This window comes from Streptomyces sp. NPDC014864 (genome assembly GCF_043081525.1).
Lineage (GTDB): Bacteria > Actinomycetota > Actinomycetes > Streptomycetales > Streptomycetaceae > Streptomyces.
Genome location: NZ_JBIBWT010000005.1, coordinates 61,679 through 82,707, shown reverse-complemented (window position 1 = coordinate 82,707; position 21,029 = coordinate 61,679). Strand labels below are relative to the sequence as shown.

Below are 21,029 nucleotides of genomic sequence, written 5' to 3'. Positions count from 1 at the left end.
GCCCTGCATTTCATGACGTCAGCAGCCGGTCAATGGTAGTGCGCCCGGGGTGGGGACGGGGGCTCTAGAGGATCCCGCGCTCGCTCGCGCGCGCCAGGGCCTCCACACGGTTGCGGGCGCCCAGCTTCTCCAGCGTCCGCTGGAGATAGGTCTTGACCGTGTTCCGGCTCAGGCCGAGCACGTCGGCGATCTCCGGGTTGGTCTCGCCCATGGCCACCCTGCGCAGGATCTCGTACTCGCGGCGGGTCAGGCCGCTCTCCTTGAGCCTTCGGTTGAGCAGCACGGTGAGCAGATGGTCCGGACTGGTGCGGACCACTCTCTCCCCGGCATCGACCCGGCGGACGATGTCCACCAGGTCCGACCGCTCCGCGTCCTTGACGACCACGGCGTGCGCGCCGGCGTCGAGTGCCTCCTCCAGGGCGGCGTGCTCGGGATAGGCGGTGAAGATCACCACCTTCACGCCGGGAACACGGGTGCGCAGCTCCCGGACGACCTCGGGGGCGAGCATGTCGGGCAGGCGCAGGTCCAGCAGGACCACGTCCGGCACCAGCCGCTCGGCCTCGCTGATCGCCTCCCGCCCCGAGCTCGCGTATCCGGACACGTTGATCCAGGAGGCGTTGCCGAGCGCCAGGGCGACGCCGTCGCGGACGATGGGGTGGTCGTCCACGACCAGCACGCGCACCGTCGGCTCGTTCACGCCGGCACCCACATCTGGACGGTCACGCCGCCGTCCTCGTTGCCGCCTACGGTGACCCGGCCGCCCACCCGTTCCAGGCGCTCCGACATGGTGGACAGACCGATGCCGCCGCAGGAGCCGTCCTGCGGCGGCAGACCCGCACCGTCGTCGGCGACGGTCACACCCACACCCCCGGACAGGGCGAACACGCTCACCACGACGGAACGGGCGCGCGCGTGCTTCTCGACGTTCAGCAGGGCCTCCCGCGCCGCATCGGTCAGTGCTCTGATCCGGCCCGGCGCCAGGCCCGGCACCTGGGTCACCATGATCAGCCGGGCGATCACGCCCGTACGCTCCTGGAAGGCCCTGCAGTCACCGCGCAGCGCGACGCCGAGAGCGACCTCCTCCGGAGGCGCGTGCAGCGCGTGCAGCGACACGCGCAACGCGGCGGCCGCCTGGATCGCCTGCTCCTCCAGGTCTCCCAGACGTGCCGACACGGCGTCCCCGGCCGGCAACTCCTCGGCCAGCGTGCGGATGCCCGTGCCCAGGGTGAACAGCATGGCCCCCACGGTGTCGTGCAGGTCCAGCGCGAGCCGGCGCCGTTCCTCGTGCACGGCGACCTCCGCCGCGTGACGGGCACGCTCGGCGACCACGGCGGCCGCCGCGGCCCGGCTCGCCGCCAGTTCCAGGGCCCCGGTCGTCCGGTCGCCGAACACGGAGGTCTCCCGGTTCGCGCCGTAGAGGATGCCCAGCAGCCGGTCGTCGTGGACGACGGGCACGGCGATCATCGCGCCGAGCCCCTCGGTCTCCGCCTGCGCGTTGAAGTGGTGGGTGATGGTGTCGGAGCGGCGGTAGTCACTGACCCACAGTGGCCGGCGCCGGAGCATCACCTGCCCGCCCAGCCCGCACCCGGCGGAGACGACCAGGCCGTCCACGGCGGGCGTGCGGGCGTGGACCACGTGTCCGAGCACCAGCTGGTCGGCGCCGTCAGGTTCACCCACCCACGCGACGTCCACCCCGCTCAGCCGGGGAACGTCGTCCACGATGCGGCGCATGGCGACGGACTGGTCGAGCAGAGCGAGGACCTGGCTGTATCCCTCGGTGAGCTCGAACAGGGCGCTCGGCAGCGGCCGGTCCCGGCTCCCGTCTGACACGTTCGTCATGGTAGGTCGTCTCCCGCGGGCGGACCAGGAGTGGACGTGCGCACTCCGGGCCCACATCCTCCCCCTCCACCGGTGCCCTGACCATCTCCGAATGGAGACCTCCGAACTCATATCTCCCCCTGGAGCTACCCGCGCCCCCGTGCGGCGCCCAGGATCGCGGCACGAGCCGCAGCGGCCGGTGCGGTGGCCGAGCCGCGCACCGGCATCGAGATCTAAGGAACACCCACGCACATGCCCAGCCGCCACCCCATGCCCAGCACCATGCAGGCCGTGCCCCTGCTCGTGAGAAGACTGCTGGAGAACGGCATGAAGCTGCACGGTGGCAGTGAGGTCGTCACCGCCACCGAGACCGGCACCCGCAGCGCCGACTACGCCCGCGTCGGCCGCAACGCCGCCGCGCTCGCCCACGCGCTGGCCGGCCTCGGCGTCCGGCCCGGCGACCGGGTGGCCACCTTCATGTGGAACAACCAGGAGCACCTGGAGGCGTACCTCGCCGTGCCCGCCATGGGCGCCGTGATCCACCCTCTGAACATCCGTCTCTTCCCCGAGCAGCTCACCTACATCGCCGATCACGCCGAGGACACGGCCGTCATCGTCGACGGCTCCCTGCTTCCGGCCTTCTCCGCGCTGTTGCCCGGCATGCGCACGGTGCGGCACGTCATCGTCAACGGGGAGGCGGAGTCCGCACTCGTGCCCGGCGCCCCGGTGACCGTCCACGACTACGGGCGGCTGCTGGAGGGCCGGCCCGGGTCGTACGACTGGCCGGACCTGGACGAGAACCAGGCGGCGGCCATGTGCTACACCTCCGGGACCACGGGCAACCCCAAGGGCGTGGTCTACAGCCACCGCTCGCTGTACCTGCACTCCCTGGGCATCAGCCTGCCGGACCTGATGAACATCTCCGCCCGGGACCGCCTGCTCGCCATCGTCCCGCAGTTCCACGCCCAGGCCTGGGGCCTGCCGTACGCGGCCTTCCTCACCGGCGCCTCGCTCGCCATGCCGGACAGGTTCCTGGCACCCGCGCCGCTCGCGCGCTTCATCGCCGCCTCCCGCCCCAACAAGGGCGCGGGCGTGCCGACCGTGTGGCAGGGCCTGGCCGACCACGTCCGGCAGCATCCCGGCGCCGACATCTCCAGCCTCGAGGAGGCCGTCGTGGGCGGCTCCTCCTGCCCGCCCTCGCTGATGCGGGCCTACGAGGACGAGCTGGGCATCCGGCTGCTGCACGCCTGGGGGATGACCGAGGTCTCGCCGCTGGGCGCCCTGGCCCGCGCCCCCGAGGGCGCCGACGGAGAGGACGCCTGGCGGTACCGCCTCAGCCAGGGCCGCTTCCCGGCGCCGGTGGAGGCACGGATCGTCGGCCAGGACGGGGCCGTTCTGCCCTGGGACGGGCTGAGCGTCGGGGAGTTGGAGGTGCGCGGTCCCTGGATCACCGGCTCCTACCACCTCGACGAGGACCCGGAGAAGTTCCACGACGGCTGGCTGCGCACCGGTGACGTCGGAACGATCAGTGCCGACGGTTTCCTCACCCTCACCGACCGGGTCAAGGACGTGATCAAGTCGGGCGGGGAGTGGATCTCCTCCGTCGAGCTGGAGAACCACCTCATGGCGCACCCGGCGGTGGCCGAGGCGTGCGTCGTCGCGGTCCCGGACGACAAATGGGGGGAGCGTCCCCTGGCCACGGTCGTGCTCCGGGACGGGAGCGGCACCACGCACGGCGAGCTGCGGGAGTTCCTCGCCGGCAAGGTGGCCGCCTGGCAGCTGCCGGAGCGCTGGGTGCTTCTCGAGGCGGTGCCCAGGACGTCCGTCGGCAAGTTCGACAAGAAGGCGCTGCGCAAGCAGTACGCGGACGGGGAGCTGGCCGTCGACGTCGTCACGTGAGCCGCACCCCGTCCGAGACCATCCACCCATCTCCCCGAGGAACTGTCATGAGCCGCATGACCCCGCCCCCCGATGGGGATCCTCAGTCGGTGTCGGCCCTGTATCTGAGCCGCCTCGACCACGAGTCCCTGTATTCCGACGCGGAGCTGCTCCGGGCCATCGCCGAGACCGTCGAACGGGTCGGCGGACGGCGGGAGCTCGCCGGCCGGTACGCCGACACGCTGCGCGAGGAGGCCGCGGGGGGCGGCCTCCGGCGCGGCGAAAGGCACAGGTGGGCCCGCCGCATGGCGCGGGAGCTCGCCCGCGACCCCGTCGGTGTCGACCACCGGCTCGTGCACCGGGCGGCCGGCGGCCCGGGCACCGAGCCGCCGAGAGGGACGTCATGAGCCCGGCGGTCCCCCCGCCACCGCCGCGGGGGCCCGATCCGGGGCAGGGCCCCGGTCCATGGCAGAACTCCGGTCCGGGGCAGGACTCCGGCCCCTGGCAGGGACCGGGGTCATGGACGGACCCCGGGCCCTGGCCACGTCCCGCCGCTCCTCACGGGCGGCCGATGCCCCCGCCCCGTCCGCACCCCGCCGCGGACGGAGCACCGCGCTCGGCCGCGTACCACTCCGCGACGTACCCGGCACCGTACGTCCCCGAGCGGCCCCAGGACGATCCGGCCCTGCTTCGTCTGCGCACGGCACGCCGCCGTCCGGTCTTCACCGTGGCCGGCGCGGTCGTCGCGCTCTACCTCCTCAACGCCCTGCTGGCGAGCGAGGCGCGCGGGTTGCTGGCGGTACGGATCGCCGGGCCGCTGAACACGGGTCTGGCCATGAGCCTCCTGCAGTGCCTCACCACCGTCTGGGCGGTCCACTGGTACAACCGCCATGCCAGGACCCACTTCGACCCCGGCCCGCGTCCGGGGGACCGGTTCGGCTCGGTGGAGGACACGCGATGACCACTGCCGCATCCCTGGCCGCCGCCGGCTCGTTCCCGGTGTTCGTGGTCTTCGCGGCCTTCGTGGCCAGCGCGCTGTTCCTGGCCCTGTGGGTCACGACGGACCGGGTCACCCCGGGCGACTTCTACGTGAGCGACGGCCGGCTCACGCCGACCCGCAACGGTGTCGCGCTCTTCGGTGACTACATGTCGGCCGCGACCCTGCTCGGCTCCCCCGGGGTGGTCGCGCTGGCGGGGTACGACGGCATCTCCTACCTGCTGGGCCCGATCGTCGCCTGGGTGGTGATGCTCCTGCTGATCGCCGAGCCGTTCCACAGCACCGGGCGCTACACGATCGGTGACAGCCTGGGGCGGCGGCTGCGTCCCCGGTCCGTGCATCTGGCCTCGGGCGTCTCCGCCCTCGTCATCTCGCTGGTGTACCTGATCGCCCAGCTGGTCGGCGCCGGGGCACTCGCCGCGCCGATCCTCGGTCTGGACGGCACCGGAGCGCGGCAGATCATGGTCGGGGCGCTCGGGATCCTCATGGTGATCTACGTACTCATCGGCGGCATGCGGGCGACGACCGCCGTGCAGCTGGTCAAGGCCGTCCTGCTGCTCGGCGGTGGCGGATGGCTGGCCGTCCTCGTCATGTCGCGCTACGGCTGGAACCCGTCGGTCCTGCTGACCCGGGCGGCGGACCACAGCGGGCTGCGGGAGGCCTTCATGCGGCCGGGCGTGCGCTACGGCGACGACGGCGTGGGCAGGCTCGACTCGCTCAGCCTGCAACTGGCCGTGCTGCTGGGAGCCGCGGGGCTGCCGCACCTGCTCATGCGGCTCGGGGCGGTGCCCACCGCACCTGCGGCACGCGGATCGGTCACGGTGGCGACCCGTCTGACGGTGGTGTTCTGCCTGACGGGCGGTGTGCTCGGGTTCGGCGCGGTGGCCGTGCTCGGCCGCGGCACCATCACCGCGGACAGCGCCACGGGCAACTCCGCCGTCCTGCTCCTGACGGAGCGTCTCGGCGGGGCGTTCCTGCTCACCATGATCTCGTGCGTCGCCTTCACCACGATCCTGGCGGTGGTCGCCGGAATCGTGCTGGCCGCGTCGACCGCGCTGGCCCACGACCTCTACCAGGTCGCGCTGCGGGCGGGCAGGGCGTCGGAGAAGAGCGAACTCCTGGTCGCCAGGGGCGGGGTGCTGCTCATCGGGGTCACCGCCACGGGACTGTCCATGTACGCCCAGGGTCAGAACATCTCGTTCCTGGTGGGCCTGGCCTTCGCCGTCGCGGCCTCCGCGATCCTGCCGGCGCTGCTGTACCACCTGTACTGGAGGCGCTTCACCACCGGGGGAGCGCTCTGGAGCATGTACGGCGGACTGCTCTCCTCGGTGCTGCTGGTGCTGCTCTCCCCCGCCCTGTCCGGCGGGCCGGCGTCGCTGCTGCCGGACATGGACTTCGCCGTCTTCCCGCTCAGCAACCCGGCGCTGGTGTCCATCCCGCTCGGCTTCCTGTTCGGCTGGCTGGGGTCGGTCCTCGACCGGAGGGAACGGGGCGGGGCGGAGTACGCCGAACTGGAGGCGCGGGTCCTGCTGGGAACCGGAGCGAGCCCGTCCGGCGGAACCGGCCCGTGACAGGGAGACCGCCGGGTCACTGAGCCGCCGTGACCGATCCGCCGTCCCCCGGCCCACCTCGGGCGGGGGACGGCACATGCGTCAGAGGCCGGGCGTTCCGGCGGACGGGAGTCCCGTCAGCAGACGGTGGGCCTCCAGCGCGAGGTGGATCTCGCTCGCCCCCACCGGGTCGGCGGGTGAGCGCCCGGTGAGCTCCTGTACGCGCCGCAGGCGGTGGGTCACGGTGTTGCGGTGGCAGTACATCCGGGCGGCCGTCTCGGTGGCGGACCCGCCCGAGGCGAACCACCGGCTCAGCGTTTCCAGCAGCACGTCCCTTTCGTGCGGCGGGAGTTCGAGAACGGGGCTGAGTACCGTGCGCACCGCGTGCCGGGCCGAGTCGGGGGCGCTCACCACCATCAGGCGGACTGGTGAGTCGCCGTACGAGACCACCTCGCTGCTGCCCGGCTCGACGCAGGCGCAGGCGAGCCGCGCCTGGCGGAAGGCGCTGGGCACCTGCTCCAGGCCGTGGAAGAGAGTGCTCACCCCCACCCGCCCGGCGCCTCGCCGGCGAATGAGCTCCATGGCCTGGGCGAGGCCCCGGGGAGACCGCAGCGAGAGCAGCCCCACCTGCGCGTCCTCCTCCTGCCGCCAGACCGACCAGATGCCGAGGACCCGCAGCGCGCCCTCCACGTCGTACAGCGAACCCTCGTCCGCCGGGCGCGCCCCGGCTCCGCACTCGGCACTCACCACGGCGAAGACGCCGCGCTGCGGCAGCCGCAGCGCGTCGGCGCACTCCCACAGGTGCGTGCTCTCGTCCAGCCTGCCGTCGAGCAGCGCGGCGAGCAGCAGGCTTCTGACCTGCCGGTCGTGGTGGGCCCTTTCGGTCATGGTCTCGCGATAGGCAGTCGCCACCGCGTCGGTGAAGGCGTCACTGACCGACCAGACGGCCGTGGCGACGTACGGCATCTCCCGGGCGACGGTGTCTCCCGCCTCGCTCAGGACGCACTCCCACAGGAACCGTCCGGCCAGCCGGTAGGCGTGCGTCACCGCCGACAGCGGCACCCCGTGCTCTGCCTTGAAACGGCCGGTGTCGTGCGGCACGCGCAGGTCGAGGGCGTCCCGGCCCAGCTGGGTGACCATGGAGTGCAGGTTGTCCGCGCAGGAGGTGCGCAGCTGGTCGTGCTTCACATGGCCGTGGTCGCGGTAGGCGTCCTCCTCCTGCGTGATCCGGCAGGTGAGGAGGTCGGCGAACCGGTCGATCCCCGGCAGCAGCACGTCGACCAGCTTGCGCAGGCCGTCGTCGGTTCCCGCGCCGTCGTCCGTCCGCGCGCACGCCCCGTCGTCCGTTCGCGCGCCGTCGTCCTCGCGTACGCCGTTGTTCTGGGAGATGACAGTCATGGGAGCTCCCGCAGCGAAGTGAGCGGGACCGCCGGGCGGGCGGTCCCACCCCGTCGGGCCAGTGGCCCGGTACCGGCCGGGCCACTGGCAGGGTAGCCACGCGACGTGGCGGTGGCGAGAGGCCGCCGGCCTCAGACGCCGGCGGCCGCCGTGCCGCGGATGAGGTCGGCCGCCCGCTCCGCGATCATGATCGTCGGCGCGTTGGTGTTGCCCCGCACGACGGTCGGCATGACGGAGGCGTCGACCACCCGAAGCCCCGCCACACCGTGCACGCGCAGCTCGTGGTCGACCACCGGGCCGATCGCGCAGGTGCTCGTGGGGTGGTAGAGGGTCTGCAGCTCGCGCCGCGCGTACGCCAGGAGGTCGGCCTCGCTGTCGGACGCCGGCGTCAGGAAGTCGGCTCTGCGGTGCGCCCGCAGGGCGGGCCGCCCGACGATGTCCAGCACCAGCCGCAGCGCGCGGACCGCCGTCGCCCGGTCCTCCTCGGTGGCCAGGTAGTTGTGCAGGATGCGCGGCTTCGCGCTGGGCAGCGCCGAACGCAACAGGACCTTTCCCCGGCTGGTGGGAGCGAGCAGCACCGCGCCGACGTGGAAGGCGTGGTCGGTGGCCGCTCCCAGCCCCTCCTGGTGGAACATCGCCGGTACGGCGTGGATCTGCACGTCCGGGGCGTCGAGACCGTCGGTGGTCCGGAAGAACCCGCCGCCCTCGCCGGCATTCGAGGTGAGGGGCCCGCGGCCCTCGGTCTCCAGCAGCCGCAGGTTCTCCGGGGTCTCCGCGGTGAGCAGGGACTCGGTGTCGGTGAGGTGGACGACGGCCAGGTGCGGATGGTCCTGGAGGTTCTCGCCCACCGGCAGGTCCACTCTGGGAGTGATGCCGAGGGTGGTGAGTTCGTCGGCGACGCCGATCCCGGAGAGCATGAGCAGCTGCGGCGAGTTGTACGCGCCCGCCGAGAGGACGACCTCACGCTCGCACCGGAGCTCCTGCGTCGTCCCCTCCCGGTCCACCTCGACACCGACGGCCCGTTCCGCGTCGAAGAGGATCCTGGTGCACTGCGCCCCGGTGAGCACGGACAGGTTGGAGCGTTCTCGCGCCGGCTTCAGGTAGGCGGTGGCCGTACTGCACCGCAGGCCCCCACGCTGGGTCAGCTCGTAGTAACCGACACCGTCCTGCCCGGGCCCGTTGAAGTCGGGGTTGAACTCGTGGCCCGCCTGCCGCGCCGCCGCCACGAAGGCGTCGACGAGGGGGCTGCGGGAGCGTCCGGGGCTGACCGGGAGCGGGCCGCCGGCGCCGTGCCACTCGGAGGCGCCGCCGTGGTGGTCCTCCGAGCGCAGGAAGTACGGCAGGACGTCGTCCCAGCCCCAGCCCTTGGCTCCGGCGGCGGCCCAGGAGTCGTAGTCCCGGCGGTTGCCGCGGATGTAGATCATGGCGTTCATCGAGGAGGACCCGCCGAGCATCCGGCCACGCGGCAGATAGCGCCGCCGGTCTCCCAGGCCCGGTTCGGGTTCGGTGAGGTAGTCCCAGTCGTACTTGCTGCGGAACAGCTTGGCGAACGCGGCCGGAACGTGGATCTCCTGCGCGTCGTCGGCCGGTCCGGCCTCCACGAGCAGGACGCGTACGTCCGGGTCCTCGCTGAGCCGGGCGGCGAGCACACAGCCCGCGGAACCCGCGCCCACGATGATGTAGTCGTACATGAGGTGTCCTCTCCGGCGCCGGGGGCCGGCGGCCGACGGGCGGTCAGTGCTGGATGGCCTTGGTCTCCAGGAACTCCTCGAAGCCCAGGCGTCCGGCCTCCCGGCCGACGCCCGACTGCTTGTAACCGCCGAACGGGGCGAGGGGGTTGAAGGCGCCGCCGTTCACGTCGACCATTCCGGCCCGGATCCGCCGGGCGACGGTCCGCGCCCGCTCGGGGTCACCGGACCACACGGCGCCGGCGAGACCGTAGGGCGTGTCGTTGGCGATGGCGACGGCCTCCTCCTCGGTGTCGTAGGGAAGGATCGACAGCACGGGCCCGAAGATCTCCTCGCGGGCGATGGTCATGTCGTTGGTGACGTCGGTGAAGACGGTGGGGGCGACGAAGTAGCCGGGCCCGTCGTGCGGGGCGTCGGGGCCGCCGGTGAGCAGGGTGGCGCCCTCGGCGATCCCGGTCGCGATGTAGTCGCGGACCCGCTTGAGCTGGACGTCGGAGACCATGGGACCGATCTGCGTCTCCTCGTTCTGGGGGTCTCCGACGCGGTACCCGCGCGCCGCCTCGGCGGCGATCCGCCCGGCCTCCACGAGCTTGTCACGGGGAACCAGCATGCGGGTGAGGGCGATACAGGTCTGGCCGGAATTGAGGTAGCACTTGGCCACTCCGTCGGTGACCGCGGCCCGGAGGTCGGCGTCGTCCAGGATGATGTTGGGTGACTTGCCGCCGAGTTCGAGCGCCACCTTCTTGACGGTCCCCGCCGCGAGCGCCGCCACCCGGCGGCCGGCCCGGGTCGATCCGGTGAAGGAGACCATCGCCACGTCGGGGTGGTCCACCAGTGCCTCGCCCACCACCGGACCGTATCCGGTGACCACGTTGAACACTCCGGCGGGCAGCCCCACCGACTCGGTGATCTCCGCCAGCAGCATCGCGGACAGGGGGGCCACCTCGGACGGCTTGAGCACGACGGTGCAGCCCGCGGCCAGCGCGAGCGCCACCTTCAGCGAGACCTGGTGGAGCGGAAAGTTCCACGGCGTGATGCAGCCGACGACCCCGACGGGCTCGCGGACGACGTGGGAGTTGCCGATCTCCTCGGGCCCGAAGTCGAAGCCGGATGCCAGCTCGGCGGCGTGTCCGAAGGTGAAGACGGGCAGTCCCGACTGCAGGACCCGGCTCTCCTGGACGGGGGTACCGACCTCGCTCGCCACCAGGCGCGCGATGTCCTCCGCGCGCTCCTCCAGCGCCTGGTGGATCCGCGTCAGATAGTCCGCACGGACCTGGGGGGAGGCCTGGGACCACGTCTCGAACGCCCGGGCGGCGGCGCGCACCGCCCGGTCGACGTCCTCGGGCGTACCGGCCACGACCGAGCCGATCACCTTTTCGTCCGCGGGGTTGACGACCTCGATCGCCTCGGGGTTCGGCGCCTGCGTCCACTGCCCGTCGATGAAGTGCCCGCCGTATGCCTTCATGCCTGCGCTCCCTTGCCACCTGTCAGCCGGATGTTTCCGGGGCAGTGTGCGTGAGCCGTCACGGCGGGGTCGATGGAGCGGTGAAGCCGGATCGGCCCGCCCGATTGTGCGTCTGCACATCCGCCCGGCTGCGGGAGGGGCAGCGCGCCGAAGACGGAGCCCTCAGCGGGCCGGAGACGGAGCCTGCCCCGCGTCCCGTCAGCCGTCGCCGGCCGTGGGCCCCCGTGCGGATCCGGCGGTCTCGCCGTGCCCCTCGGCCGGGATTCACCTGCTGACCAGCGGGTTCGGCAGCGGCAGGTAGCGGGCGTCGGCGCCGGCCGCGCCCATCCAGCGCAGCAGCAGGTTCGTCTTTCCGGGGAGGGTGGGGGACGTCAGCAGGCGGGGGATCTCGGGCAGATCGTGCCGGGCCAGCTCCCGGCGGGCGGCGGACCACGGGTCGAGGCCGCGGTGGCGTTCGACGAGGGCGGCGGCGATCTCGGCGAGGTGGTTGACGACCAGGCAGTACACCAGCCGCTCCCACCCGGCCTCCCGGGACACCTCCGGCAGCAGCTTCACGCCCTCCGCGTCCCGGAAGAGCGCCTGCACGGGCGTTCCGCCGCTGTCGACCGCGATCAGCGAGTTCTGCAGATGCGCCTCCAGGACGACGCCGTGGCGGGCGAACACCGTCAGGACGGGCGGCACGACCTGGCGCAGATACGCCTCCCACCACCGCGCCGGATCCGCCGGGCCGTCGAGCGGGCTGCCGTCGAAGCCCTCGGCGAGAGCGGCGGCCAGCAGCGGGGTCGCGCCGGGCCGGACGTGCCCGCGCACCCCGTCACGGACCAGCACCGCCAGCTCCTCGTGGGCGAAGGCGGCCGTGCGGTGGCCGCGGTCGCTCAGCCAGGCCGCGGGGCCGTCCAGCTCGGCGAAGGCGCGCGTCACGGCGGTGTCGGTGCGGCACAGCCTCACCAGGTCGTGCCGCCACAACCGGCGCACGTCGTTGGTGATGCGCACATCGAGGCTGAACTTCAGGAAGAGGTCCAGGTCGGGGGCGTACACCGTGCGCACGGCCGCCGTCGGCCAGGTGCCGAAACCGGTGCTGCCCAGCCGGACGAGGCGGCCGTCCGCGAAGGCGGCGTCGAGTTCACGGCCGACGAGGTCGAGCTGCCAGGGGTGCGCGGGCAGCAGCCGGTAGCCGGGCGGGGCCTGACCGAGGGCGTCCAGGGCCGAGGTGTCGCCCTCCTCGACGACGGCGTCCTCGCGCACGCCGAGCAGCACCAGCGGGAAGCTCGCGTGCGCCTCGGGCGCGTACGGCAGCCAGGAGACGACCGGGCCGCCGCCCCGGGCCTTGGGCGCGGGGTGATAGGGATGGCCGGTGACGAGGGCCTGCTCGGAGCGCTGGTACGGGTCGCCGGGCGGCGGCGTCCGGTCGCGGGCGGCGAGCAGTGCCGCCACCGCGTCCCGGCTGTCGATCATCTCTGCGGGCAGTTCGTCGTTGGACAGGCCGGTGTGCCGGCGCAGCTCCTCGGCCACCAGTTTCACCAGTTCGGTGTGGCCGACGCGGTGCCAGGCGCCCTCGGTGTACACCTCGGGTTCGGCGGGCCGCCGTCCGCCGCGCACCCGCAGCAGCCGGCCCCCGCCCGGCAGCCGGTACACCCGCCGTCCCGCCCGGTCCGGGCGCGGCTGCGCCACCTCCCGGATCAGGCAGTTCAGCAGGGGCGCGGCCGCGTAGGCGTCGGCGCGCGCTCCGACGTCGGCGCTGGGGGGCATGAGCTCCACGCGTTCCATTCGTTCCATACGTCCAGACGGTGCGAGGGTGATCAGTATGTCTGTCCGGAGCCCGCTACCGTGACGCCCGATCCGGACCCGAGGAGCCCGACCGTGCACCGCTTTCCCACCGCCGAGGACGAGGTCGCCGAGGAGCTGGCCGCCGCCCGCCCCGGTCTCCTGCCACGGTACGCGGCGGAGCTGCCCGGTGCCCGGGCCGCCGTGCTGTCCCGGCTGTGGCGCGCACTGGCCCACGAGCCGCTGCCGTGGATCACGCGGCGCGAGACCGCGCGGGAGGGGATGGTCCTGTGGTTGTCCGACGGCCGCCGGCTGCGCGGACCGGCGGCGGACCCGTACGCCACCGGCGCGTACGTCACCGCCGTACGCCTGGGCGGGGAGGTGTACGAGGATCCGGCCCGTCTCATGACGGTCCTGCGGGTGCCGCACGGTACGGCGCTGGCCGCCGAACTCGGGCACAGCGTGGCGTCGTTGGCGCTGTCCCGGGCCGGCCGGGCTGCCGGCACCGGGACCGGACACGAGGTCGGGGGCGGGGCCGGACACGAGGTCGGGGGCGGGGACGGGGCCGGACACGAGGTCGGGGGCGGGGGCCACGTCGGGGGCGAGCACGGGCGCGAGCCCGGGGGCGAGGCTCACCCGAAGGAGTGGCCGGTCGAGGACTGGGAGTGGGAGCAGCGGGTGGTCGACGGGCATCCCTTCCACCCCAACTGCCGCTCCAGGCCCGGTTTCTCGGTCGCCGAGCAGCTCGCGTACGCGCCGGAGCACGGGCCGGTGGTGGAGCTGGGACTGGTGCCGGTGCCGGCTGCGGAGTGCCTGGTGACCGGGGTCTGGCCCAAGGACCTGCGCGACGGCGGGCGGTTGCTGGTCCCGGTGCATCCCTGGCAGGCGGCGCATGTGCTCGAGCGCGGTCGCGGAGACGGCGGGTTCGCGGCGCACCCGCTGATGTCGCTGCGCACCCTGGCGGTTCCCGGCGGCCCGCACGTCAAGACCGCGCTGACCGCCCGGCTGACGTCGTCGGTGCGGGACATCTCCGTCGCCTCGGTCGCCGCCTCGGCCGGCCTGTCGGCCTTCGGCGAGGAACTGGCCGCGCGCAGCGGCGGCCTGCTGCACGTCACCCGCACGCTCGCCGCGGCCACCGCCCACTCCCCCGACCTGGCGGCGCAGTGGCGCGAGTCGCCCCGCCGGTACGCGTCCGCCGGGGAGCACGTGCTGCCGGTGGCGGCGCTGGCGACCACCGGCCTGCCCGAGTCCCCCCTCTGGCTGTCCGACTTCACGCGCCTGGCACTGACCGTCGGCCTGCGGCTGCTGGAGCTGGGCGTGGCCCTGGAGGCGCACGGCCAGAACCTCCTCGTGGTGCTGTCCTCCTCGGGCGCGCCGCTGCGCCTGGTCTACCGCGACCTCGCCGACATCCGCGTCGGTCCCGCCCGGCTGGCCCGGCACGGCATCGGGGTGTCCGGGCTGCCCGGCCGGATCCTCACCGACGATCCGACCGCCCTGCGGCGCAAGCTGTTCGGGTCGCTGGTGGCGGGGGCGCTGGCGGGCACGGCGGGCTCGGGCCCGGCCCTGCGGGCGGCCCTGGAGACGGCCGTACGGGATCTGCCGCGCACCCCGGACCTGGTGGCGCTGTGCGAACAGCCACTGCCCGCGAAGGCGTTGACGCTGATGCGGCTGTCCCCCGGGACGCCCGGCGACCTGTGGGCGGCGCTGCCCAACCCGCTCGTTTTGGAGCCCGGGAGGTCCGGTCAATAAGATCCGCCGATGATCACAAGACAACGGCTGGCGGCAGGGGTATGTGCTCTGCTCGCCGCCCTGACGGCCGGGTTGGCCTTCCCCACGGCGGCGACGGCCGGCGAGCCGGACGGCAAGGCCGCCCCTAAGGTCGAACTCGTCCTGGACGTCAGCGGTTCCATGCGCGCGCGGGACATCGACGGCGGGTCGCGGATGGCCGCGGCGAAGCAGGCGTTCAACGAGGTGCTCGACGCCACGCCCGAGGAGGTCCAGCTCGGCATACGCACCCTCGGCGCCAACTACCGCGGCAACGACCGGAAGACGGGCTGCAAGGACACCGCGCAGCTCTATCCGGTCGGCCCGCTCGACCGCACCGGGGCGAAGACGGCGGTCGCGACGCTGGCGCCGACCGGCTGGACGCCGATCGGTCCCGCGCTGCTGAAGGCGGCCACGGACCTCGACGGCGGTGACGGCACCCGCCGCATCGTCCTGATCAGCGACGGCGAGGACACCTGCCAGCCGCTGGACCCGTGCGAGGTGGCCCGCGAGATCGCCGCCAAGGGCATCGGCCTGACCATCGACACCCTCGGCCTGGTGCCGGACGCCAAGACCCGCGACCAGCTCAGCTGCATCGCGGACGCGACCGGCGGCACCTACACCTCCGTGCGGCACAAGGAGGAACTCTCCGACCGCGTGGGTCAGTTGGTGGAGCGGGCGGCCGATCCGGTGGTGACGCCGGTCGCCACCGAGGGCGCCGGCGCGTGCGCGAACGCCCCCTCGCTGAAGTCCGGTCTCTACACCGACCGCGAGGAGTTCGGGCAGCAGCGCTGGTACCGGGTGGACGTGAACCCGGGCCAGGAGCTGCGCACTTCGGTGAGCGTGGCGGCCGACCGGGCCGTGAACCCGGACTACGGGGTGCTGCTGCGGGCGGTGACCGTGCACGGCCGGGAGATCGTGCGCGGCGAGAGCGCGGGCAACGGCCGTACCGATGTGATCTCCACGGGGCTGCGCTATCCGAAGCAGGACAGCGACGACGACAACGCACCCGCCGAGACCGTGTGTCTGCAGGTGACCAACTCCTTCTCGCCGGGCGCCGGGGTGAAGACCACACCGGGTCTGCCGCTGGAGCTGACCGTCGACGTGGTGGACGGCCCGGACCCGGCGAGCGACGTGGCCGCCTTCGGCCTCGGCCGCGGCTGGTGGCTGCTCGGCGTACTGGTATTGGCCGGCTTCGTCGCGGGTCTGCTGTGGGGCTGGCTCTCGCGCTGGCGGGTCGCGGTCTGGAGGACGAACTGATGCGTATCACCCGTGTGTTGAGCACCGCCCTGCTGGCCCTCGGGCTGGCCGCGGGCCCCGCGGCGGCCGACTCCTCCCCCTCGGCGAGCCCCTCCGGCGACGGCGGTGCGCCGACCGAGGCGGGCACGTCGTTCCGTACGGCGACCGAGATCGAGCAGGGGCAGCAGGCCACCGCGACCGGTTCCACCGGCGACTACCTGTACTGGTCCTTCCCCGCGGACGCCGGACAGCGCCCCACCGTGAAGGCCACGGTCAAGCTGCCGGACACGCACACCGCGCAGACCTGGCAGATCGACGTGTACGACGGTCTGCGCCGCCGTCAGTCCTGCCAGTACGGCGCCCAGACCCGCACCGCCGCCCCGGGCACGGCCTCCGTGGAGCTGGCCTGCGTGCTGCGCACGGTGCGCGCCTGGTCGGAACCGTGGGCGAACGACCCGCTGCCGGGCACGTACTACGTCCGGCTGACGGTGGTCGGGCTGCAGTCCTCCGACCTGGGTCTGCCGGTCCGCGCCGAGGTGCGGGCCGACTCCGCGGACATCGGCGGCGCGGCCGCGGTGGACGGCTCCCTGGCGAAGCCGCTCGTCCCCGGGATCGCGGTCAAGTCCGCCGACGACGAGGACGGTTCGGCGAGGTCGGCGGTGCTGTCCGCCGTGAAGCCGGACGACGGCTGGTCCTCCGGCTGGTGGTCCGACCGGTGGGTGTGGACGGCGATCGGCGGGGCACTGGCCGCGCTCGCCGGGGTCGGCGGCTACGCGCTGACCCGCGGATCGGGACGGCCCTCCCAGGTGCCCCCGGGCGCCTGATCTCCCCCTGGCCCCATGGAAGGCCCGCCACCCGGCGGGCCTTCTTCGCTGCCCCCGCGGCGGCCTGCCCTGCCGCTCGCCCCCTCGGCCGCGCCTGCGACCCGTGCGCTCACCGCCTCACCCCGCATCCTGCGCTCACGCACCGCGTACCGCGCTCAAGCACCGCGCCCCCCTCACGGCTGAGGGGGCGCGTCACGCCTCGCGCAGCGCCTTGGCGGGCAGGCCGTCCCCGGTCACCGACACGCGTCCGGCCCGGACCGCCTCCGGCAGGTTCGTCTCCCCGCGGCCGATGGCCGCGCAGGTGGCGGAGTCGAGGACCAGCCGGGCGTCCGGTTCCGTCGGCGCGGGGCCGTCCCCGTAGACCGGGCCGTCCTGGGCACCGGCGTGGAGGTGGAAGGTCCCCTCCTCCAGCCGGACCTCGACGAGCCCCTCCCCCGGCAGCCCGCGCAGCAGGGGCAGCGCGAACCAGTGGGCGCGCACCGCGTCGGTGGGCCGCCGCTCGCCCAGCTCGGCCTCCCCCCACGTCCCGAGCGCCTGGAGTACGGGCAGCAACGCACGCCCACGCGCCGTGAGTTCGTAGACGTAGGCGGCACCCGGGGGCGGCAGCCGGCGGCGGGTCGTCAGGCCGTCGCGCTCCATGTCCTTCAGCCGGGAGGCGAGCATGTCGGTGCTCACGCCCGGCAGGTCGGCGTGCAGGTCCGTGTAGCGGCGCGGGCCGGCCAGGAGTTCGCGGACGATCAGCAGGGTCCAGCGGTCACCGACGACGTCGAGCGCGCGGGCGGCGGAACAGTACTGGTCGTAGCTGCGGCGAGGTGACATGCGGCGCAGTCTAGCGATGTTGTTGGACTTTCCAAGCTCGCACTTGGTAAAACCAAGCAACACCAGTCACCGGAGGGGAAGCGGCCCATGGAATTCCGGCAGTCGAGCAAACTCAGCGAGGTCTGTTACGAGATCCGCGGCCCGGTCATCGAGCACGCCGACGCGCTGGAGGAGGCCGGGCACAGCGTGCTGCGGCTCAACACCGGCAACCCCGCGCTCTTCGGCTTCGAGGCGCCGGAGGAGATCCTCCAGGACATGATCCGGATGCTGCCGCGGGCGCACGGCTACACCGACTCGCGCGGTGTGCTCTCCGCCCGCCGGGCCGTCGCCCAGCGCTACCAGACCCTCGGCCTGGAGGTGGACGTCGACGACGTGTTCCTGGGCAACGGCGTCTCCGAACTGGTGTCGATGGCGGTGCAGGCACTGGTCGAGGACGGCGACGAAATCCTCATTCCGGCCCCCGACTTCCCGCTCTGGACGGCCGTGACCACCCTGGCCGGCGGCAAGGCGGTCCACTACCTGTGCGACGAGCAGGCCGACTGGTACCCCGACCTCGACGACATGGCCTCGAAGATCACCGACCGCACCAAGGCCGTCGTGATCATCAACCCGAACAACCCGACCGGCGCGGTCTACCCCAAGGAGATCCTGGAGGGCATCCTCGACCTCGCCCGCCGCCACGGTCTGATGGTGTTCGCCGACGAGATCTACGACCAGATCCTCTACGACGACGCCGTGCACCACTCGACGGCGGCCCTCGCCCCCGACCTGGTGGTCCTCACCTTCTGCGGCCTGTCGAAGACGTACCGGGTGGCGGGCTTCCGCTCGGGCTGGCTGGTCGTCACCGGCCCGAGGCAGCACGCGAAGGACTACCTGGAGGGCCTGACCATGCTGGCCTCCATGCGCCTGTGCGCCAACGCGCCCGCCCAGTACGCCATCCAGGCCGCGCTCGGCGGCCGCCAGTCCGTCCGCGAGCTCACCGCGCCGGGCGGGAGGCTGCGCGAACAGCGCGACGTGGCCTGGGAGAAGCTCAACGAGATCCCCGGTGTGTCGTGCGTGAAGCCCAAGGGCGCGCTGTACGCCTTCCCCCGCCTGGACCCCAAGGTGCACCGGATCCACGACGACGAGAAATTCGTCCTGGACCTGCTGCTGCGCGAGAAGATCCAGGTCGTCCAGGGCACGGGCTTCAACTGGCCGGCACCGGACCACTTCCGCATCCTCACCCTGCCGCACGCCGAGGACCTGGAGGCGGCGATCGGCCGTATCGGCCGCTTCCTCGGCGGGTACCGCCAGTAACGGGCGATCGGCCGTATCGGCCGCTTCCTCGGCGGGTACCGCCAGTAGCGGACGGCCGTCCCGGATGCTTCGGTACAGAGGTACGGCGACAATGGGACACCGTGCCGACGGGCACGGGAGGAAGGGCGCGACGTGGGTGATCTCTTTCTCGTCCGGCACGGGGAGACCGAGTGGTCCCGTTCCGGGCGGCACACCGGCCGGACGGACGTCCCGCTGACCGAGCACGGCCGGGAGGAGGCACGCCGGCTGGTGCCGCTGGTCCGCTCCCACCGGATCGGTGCCGCGTTCGTCAGCCCTGCGCAGCGGGCCCGGGAGACCGCCCAGCTGATCGGGGTCCAGGACGCCCGCGTCGACGCGGACCTGCGGGAGTGGGACTACGGCGGCTACGAGGGCGTGACGACCCCCGACATCCAGCGCACCCGGCCCGGCTGGTTCCTGTTCACCGACGGCGTCGCCCCGGGGCCGCCGGAGCACCCCGGGGAGACGCCCGAGCAGGTCGGGGAGCGGGCCGACCGGATGCTCGCCAAGGTGGACGCCGCGCTCGCCAACACCGAGGGCATCGTCCTGCTGGTGGCGCACGGGCACTTCCTGCGGGTGCTCACCGCCCGGCGGCTCGGCCTGGAGCCCGCCGCGGGCGCGCTGTTCCAGTTGGCCACGGGCACGGTGTGCCGGCTGGGCACGGAGCACGGTCGGCCGGTGGTCGCGGGCTGGAACATCCGGCCCGGCGGCCCCGCGTGAGCGGGCGGACGGCCGGCGCGGGCCGGACTGTCGTACCCCCGTCGTAGTCTTCGAAGTGGCCGACCGCGTGCCCGACCGCGGCGCCGGAAGGCCGTCGACCACACCGTGCACCGGCCGGACGGGGAGGAGGACGCCGTGACACGACCGCCGACCGCCGCGCAGCGCCGGGTCATCGACGCCGCCGACCCCGTGACCGGACGGCTCAGTGGCACGCAGGCGCAGCTCGCGGCCCTGGTGCGCCGGGGCCTCGCCTTCCGGCACCCGCGCCCGCCGCACGACCACTTCCTGACCCCGGCGGGACATCGTGCGCGCGAGGCGGAGCCGCAGGCCCCCGCCCCCGTGGAGGCACCCGCGCCCGCCGGCGTGTTCTCCGCGCGCGTCGGCGGCGAGGAGAAGCCCGACGGCGCCGGGCCCGCCCGGGCCCGGGAGGTGCGCAGCGCGTGGGAGGGACTGCTCGAACTGCGCCGGATGACCGATCCGCACGGCGTCACGGACCGCCCCTGCGGCTGGGAGCGTGCGCATCTGGTGCAGGCCGCCGCGCTGGCCCTGGAGGCGGACGGGCACCGTCCTGCGGGCCCGGACGGCGACGGATACCGGGTGCGGGCGACCCCGCAGCCGGAGGCGGTCGCGGTGTACGAGCCGGACCCCGCGGCGCTGCGGGCCTGCGCGGCCACGCTGGAGCGGGCGGGGTGGCAGGCGGGCGAGTACACCGAGCCGCGGACGCGACGGCGCTATCTGCTGGCCTCGCCCCGCAGGGTGTGACGGACATGCCGTGGCGGACATGCCAGGATCGGGGGCCGGAGCCCACCGAACCGCACAGGGGAGAAGGTCCAGCATGAGCGTGCCGTTTTCCGTCCGGGTGACCGTCCGCGGGTACGAGACCGACACACAGGGGCACCTCAACCAGGCGGTGTACCTCAACTACGCGGAACACGCCCGCTGGTCGCTGTTGCGGGCGGCCGGCATCAGCCAGGCCGGACTCGTCGCCCGGGGCATCGGCCCGGTGGCCCTGGAGACGACCATCCGCTACCGGCGGGAACTCCTCGCCGGCGACGAGGTGGACGTGACGTGCGCGTTCGAGTGGGGCGGCGGCAAGACCTTCCGCATCGAGCAGACGATCCGCAGGACCGACGGCACGGTCGCCGCCGAGATCACGGGTGTCGGCGGCCTGCTGGACCTGAAGGCCAGGAAACTGGTGCCCGACCCGCGGGAGCACTTCAAGGAACTCGCCGCCGACCCGGGCCTGTTCGGGCTGTAGTCGCGGGCCGTGGGCGGACGGGTGGCGGTGCCGCCCCCGCCGCGGGGCCTCGAGGGCTCGGCGGGCCGCCGCGCCGATCTCGTGGTGCGGAGGGAGGAGAGCGCCCCACCTGAGCCGGACCCCACTGACGACGGACCAAAGGGAGAACCGCGCATGACCAGCGCCACCCCTCTGCCGCGACGCGGCCTGTTCAAGGCCGGCCTGGCCGCCTCGGCCGCCGTGGTCGTTCCCGCCTCGGCGGCGGCCGCCTCGGCCGCACCCGCGGGCGGCCCCGGGGAACCACGGCGTGCCGAAGCCGAGTTGCGTGACCTGGAACGACGGTATGCCGCCCGGTTGGGCGTGTACGGGAGGACACCGCTCGTGCTGACCGTGCTGTCGTCGAAGTCCGCCCGGGACGCGCCGGTGGACAACGCGCTGATCGCCGACGCGGCCCGCGTCCTCGCGCGCGCTCTCGCCCCCGGCGAGTGACCGCCCGGGCGGGACGCGCCGAAACCGGATGCGTTCCGCCCCGGCGGCCTGCGATGCTTCCGGTC

Annotated in this window: 19 protein-coding genes; 12 read left to right on the top strand and 7 right to left on the bottom strand. The window is 73.5% G+C overall.

The window, feature by feature from the left end; translation table 11 throughout:
- Positions 1-64: 64 nt before the first annotated feature.
- Together ACF1A5_RS10855 and ACF1A5_RS10850 are read right to left on the bottom strand one after the other, a co-directional pair.
- The gene (locus ACF1A5_RS10855; RefSeq protein WP_392192510.1) at positions 65-697 is read right to left on the bottom strand and encodes a response regulator; all 633 of its coding nucleotides are present in this window, start codon (positions 695-697) and stop codon (positions 65-67) included.
- Positions 694-1,830, bottom strand: coding sequence for a GAF domain-containing protein (locus ACF1A5_RS10850; RefSeq protein ID WP_392192509.1), 1,137 nt, complete (start codon positions 1,828-1,830; stop codon positions 694-696). The genes ACF1A5_RS10855 and ACF1A5_RS10850 overlap by 4 nt, the downstream gene beginning before the upstream one ends.
- 258 nt (positions 1,831-2,088) lie before the next feature.
- On the opposite strand from ACF1A5_RS10850, the gene ACF1A5_RS10845 reads away from it, so the two are divergent.
- From ACF1A5_RS10845 to ACF1A5_RS10830, 4 genes are all read left to right on the top strand, one after another.
- Positions 2,089-3,717, top strand: coding sequence for a long-chain fatty acid--CoA ligase (locus ACF1A5_RS10845; RefSeq protein WP_392192781.1), 1,629 nt, complete (start codon positions 2,089-2,091; stop codon positions 3,715-3,717).
- Positions 3,718-3,764: 47 nt separating this feature from the next.
- Positions 3,765-4,103, top strand: a complete 339-nt coding sequence (locus tag ACF1A5_RS10840) for a hypothetical protein (RefSeq protein ID WP_392192508.1) — start codon at positions 3,765-3,767, stop codon at positions 4,101-4,103.
- Positions 4,104-4,267: 164 nt separating this feature from the next.
- Complete coding sequence (locus tag ACF1A5_RS10835) at positions 4,268-4,657, top strand: DUF485 domain-containing protein (RefSeq protein WP_392192507.1); 390 nt, start codon at positions 4,268-4,270, stop codon at positions 4,655-4,657.
- Positions 4,654-6,264, top strand: a complete 1,611-nt coding sequence (locus tag ACF1A5_RS10830) for a cation acetate symporter (RefSeq protein ID WP_392192506.1) — start codon at positions 4,654-4,656, stop codon at positions 6,262-6,264. Before ACF1A5_RS10835 ends, ACF1A5_RS10830 begins: the two co-directional genes overlap by 4 nt.
- A gap of 81 nt (positions 6,265-6,345) precedes the next feature.
- Here the strand turns inward: ACF1A5_RS10830 and ACF1A5_RS10825 are convergent, their stop codons facing one another.
- From ACF1A5_RS10825 to ACF1A5_RS10810, 4 genes are all read right to left on the bottom strand, one after another.
- Positions 6,346-7,641 carry a PucR family transcriptional regulator gene (locus tag ACF1A5_RS10825; protein WP_392192505.1) on the bottom strand — a complete coding sequence of 432 codons (1,296 nt, stop codon included), beginning with the start codon at positions 7,639-7,641 and terminating at the stop codon, positions 6,346-6,348.
- Between the two features lie 131 nt (positions 7,642-7,772).
- Complete coding sequence (locus ACF1A5_RS10820; protein ID WP_392192504.1) at positions 7,773-9,332, bottom strand: GMC family oxidoreductase; 1,560 nt, start codon at positions 9,330-9,332, stop codon at positions 7,773-7,775.
- 43 nt (positions 9,333-9,375) lie between these two features.
- Positions 9,376-10,794, bottom strand: coding sequence for an aldehyde dehydrogenase family protein (locus ACF1A5_RS10815; RefSeq protein WP_392192503.1), 1,419 nt, complete (start codon positions 10,792-10,794; stop codon positions 9,376-9,378).
- 264 nt (positions 10,795-11,058) lie between these two features.
- A complete protein-coding gene (locus ACF1A5_RS10810) occupies positions 11,059-12,561 on the bottom strand; it encodes an IucA/IucC family protein (RefSeq protein ID WP_392192780.1) in 1,503 nt (500 codons plus the stop codon).
- A 93-nt stretch (positions 12,562-12,654) separates the two neighbouring features.
- Between ACF1A5_RS10810 and ACF1A5_RS10805 the strand changes: the two genes are divergently transcribed.
- From ACF1A5_RS10805 to ACF1A5_RS10795, 3 genes are read left to right on the top strand one after another with little or no spacing between them, the layout of a single operon-like run.
- Positions 12,655-14,307 (top strand): IucA/IucC family protein, encoded by a 1,653-nt coding sequence (locus ACF1A5_RS10805; RefSeq protein WP_392192502.1) that lies wholly within the window; start codon positions 12,655-12,657, stop codon positions 14,305-14,307.
- Between the two features lie 9 nt (positions 14,308-14,316).
- On the top strand, positions 14,317-15,582 hold the full coding sequence (locus tag ACF1A5_RS10800; protein WP_392192501.1) for a VWA domain-containing protein: 1,266 nt from the start codon (positions 14,317-14,319) through the stop codon (positions 15,580-15,582).
- Positions 15,582-16,385 carry a hypothetical protein gene (locus ACF1A5_RS10795; protein ID WP_392192500.1) on the top strand — a complete coding sequence of 268 codons (804 nt, stop codon included), beginning with the start codon at positions 15,582-15,584 and terminating at the stop codon, positions 16,383-16,385. Before ACF1A5_RS10800 ends, ACF1A5_RS10795 begins: the two co-directional genes overlap by 1 nt.
- 192 nt (positions 16,386-16,577) lie before the next feature.
- On the opposite strand, the gene ACF1A5_RS10790 is transcribed toward ACF1A5_RS10795, so the two are convergent.
- Positions 16,578-17,204 (bottom strand): winged helix-turn-helix transcriptional regulator, encoded by a 627-nt coding sequence (locus ACF1A5_RS10790; RefSeq protein ID WP_392192499.1) that lies wholly within the window; start codon positions 17,202-17,204, stop codon positions 16,578-16,580.
- An 87-nt stretch (positions 17,205-17,291) separates the two neighbouring features.
- Between ACF1A5_RS10790 and ACF1A5_RS10785 the strand changes: the two genes are divergently transcribed.
- From ACF1A5_RS10785 to ACF1A5_RS10765, 5 genes are all read left to right on the top strand, one after another.
- On the top strand, positions 17,292-18,500 hold the full coding sequence (locus tag ACF1A5_RS10785) for a pyridoxal phosphate-dependent aminotransferase (protein WP_392192498.1): 1,209 nt from the start codon (positions 17,292-17,294) through the stop codon (positions 18,498-18,500).
- Between the two features lie 132 nt (positions 18,501-18,632).
- Entirely contained in the window at positions 18,633-19,238 is a 606-nt protein-coding gene (locus ACF1A5_RS10780) for a histidine phosphatase family protein (RefSeq protein ID WP_392192497.1), read from the top strand.
- 135 nt (positions 19,239-19,373) lie between these two features.
- Entirely contained in the window at positions 19,374-20,000 is a 627-nt protein-coding gene (locus ACF1A5_RS10775; protein ID WP_392192496.1) for a hypothetical protein, read from the top strand.
- 73 nt (positions 20,001-20,073) lie between these two features.
- Positions 20,074-20,496 (top strand): acyl-CoA thioesterase, encoded by a 423-nt coding sequence (locus ACF1A5_RS10770; RefSeq protein ID WP_392192495.1) that lies wholly within the window; start codon positions 20,074-20,076, stop codon positions 20,494-20,496.
- Between the two features lie 153 nt (positions 20,497-20,649).
- Complete coding sequence (locus ACF1A5_RS10765) at positions 20,650-20,964, top strand: hypothetical protein (RefSeq protein WP_392192494.1); 315 nt, start codon at positions 20,650-20,652, stop codon at positions 20,962-20,964.
- Positions 20,965-21,029 lie beyond the last annotated feature (65 nt).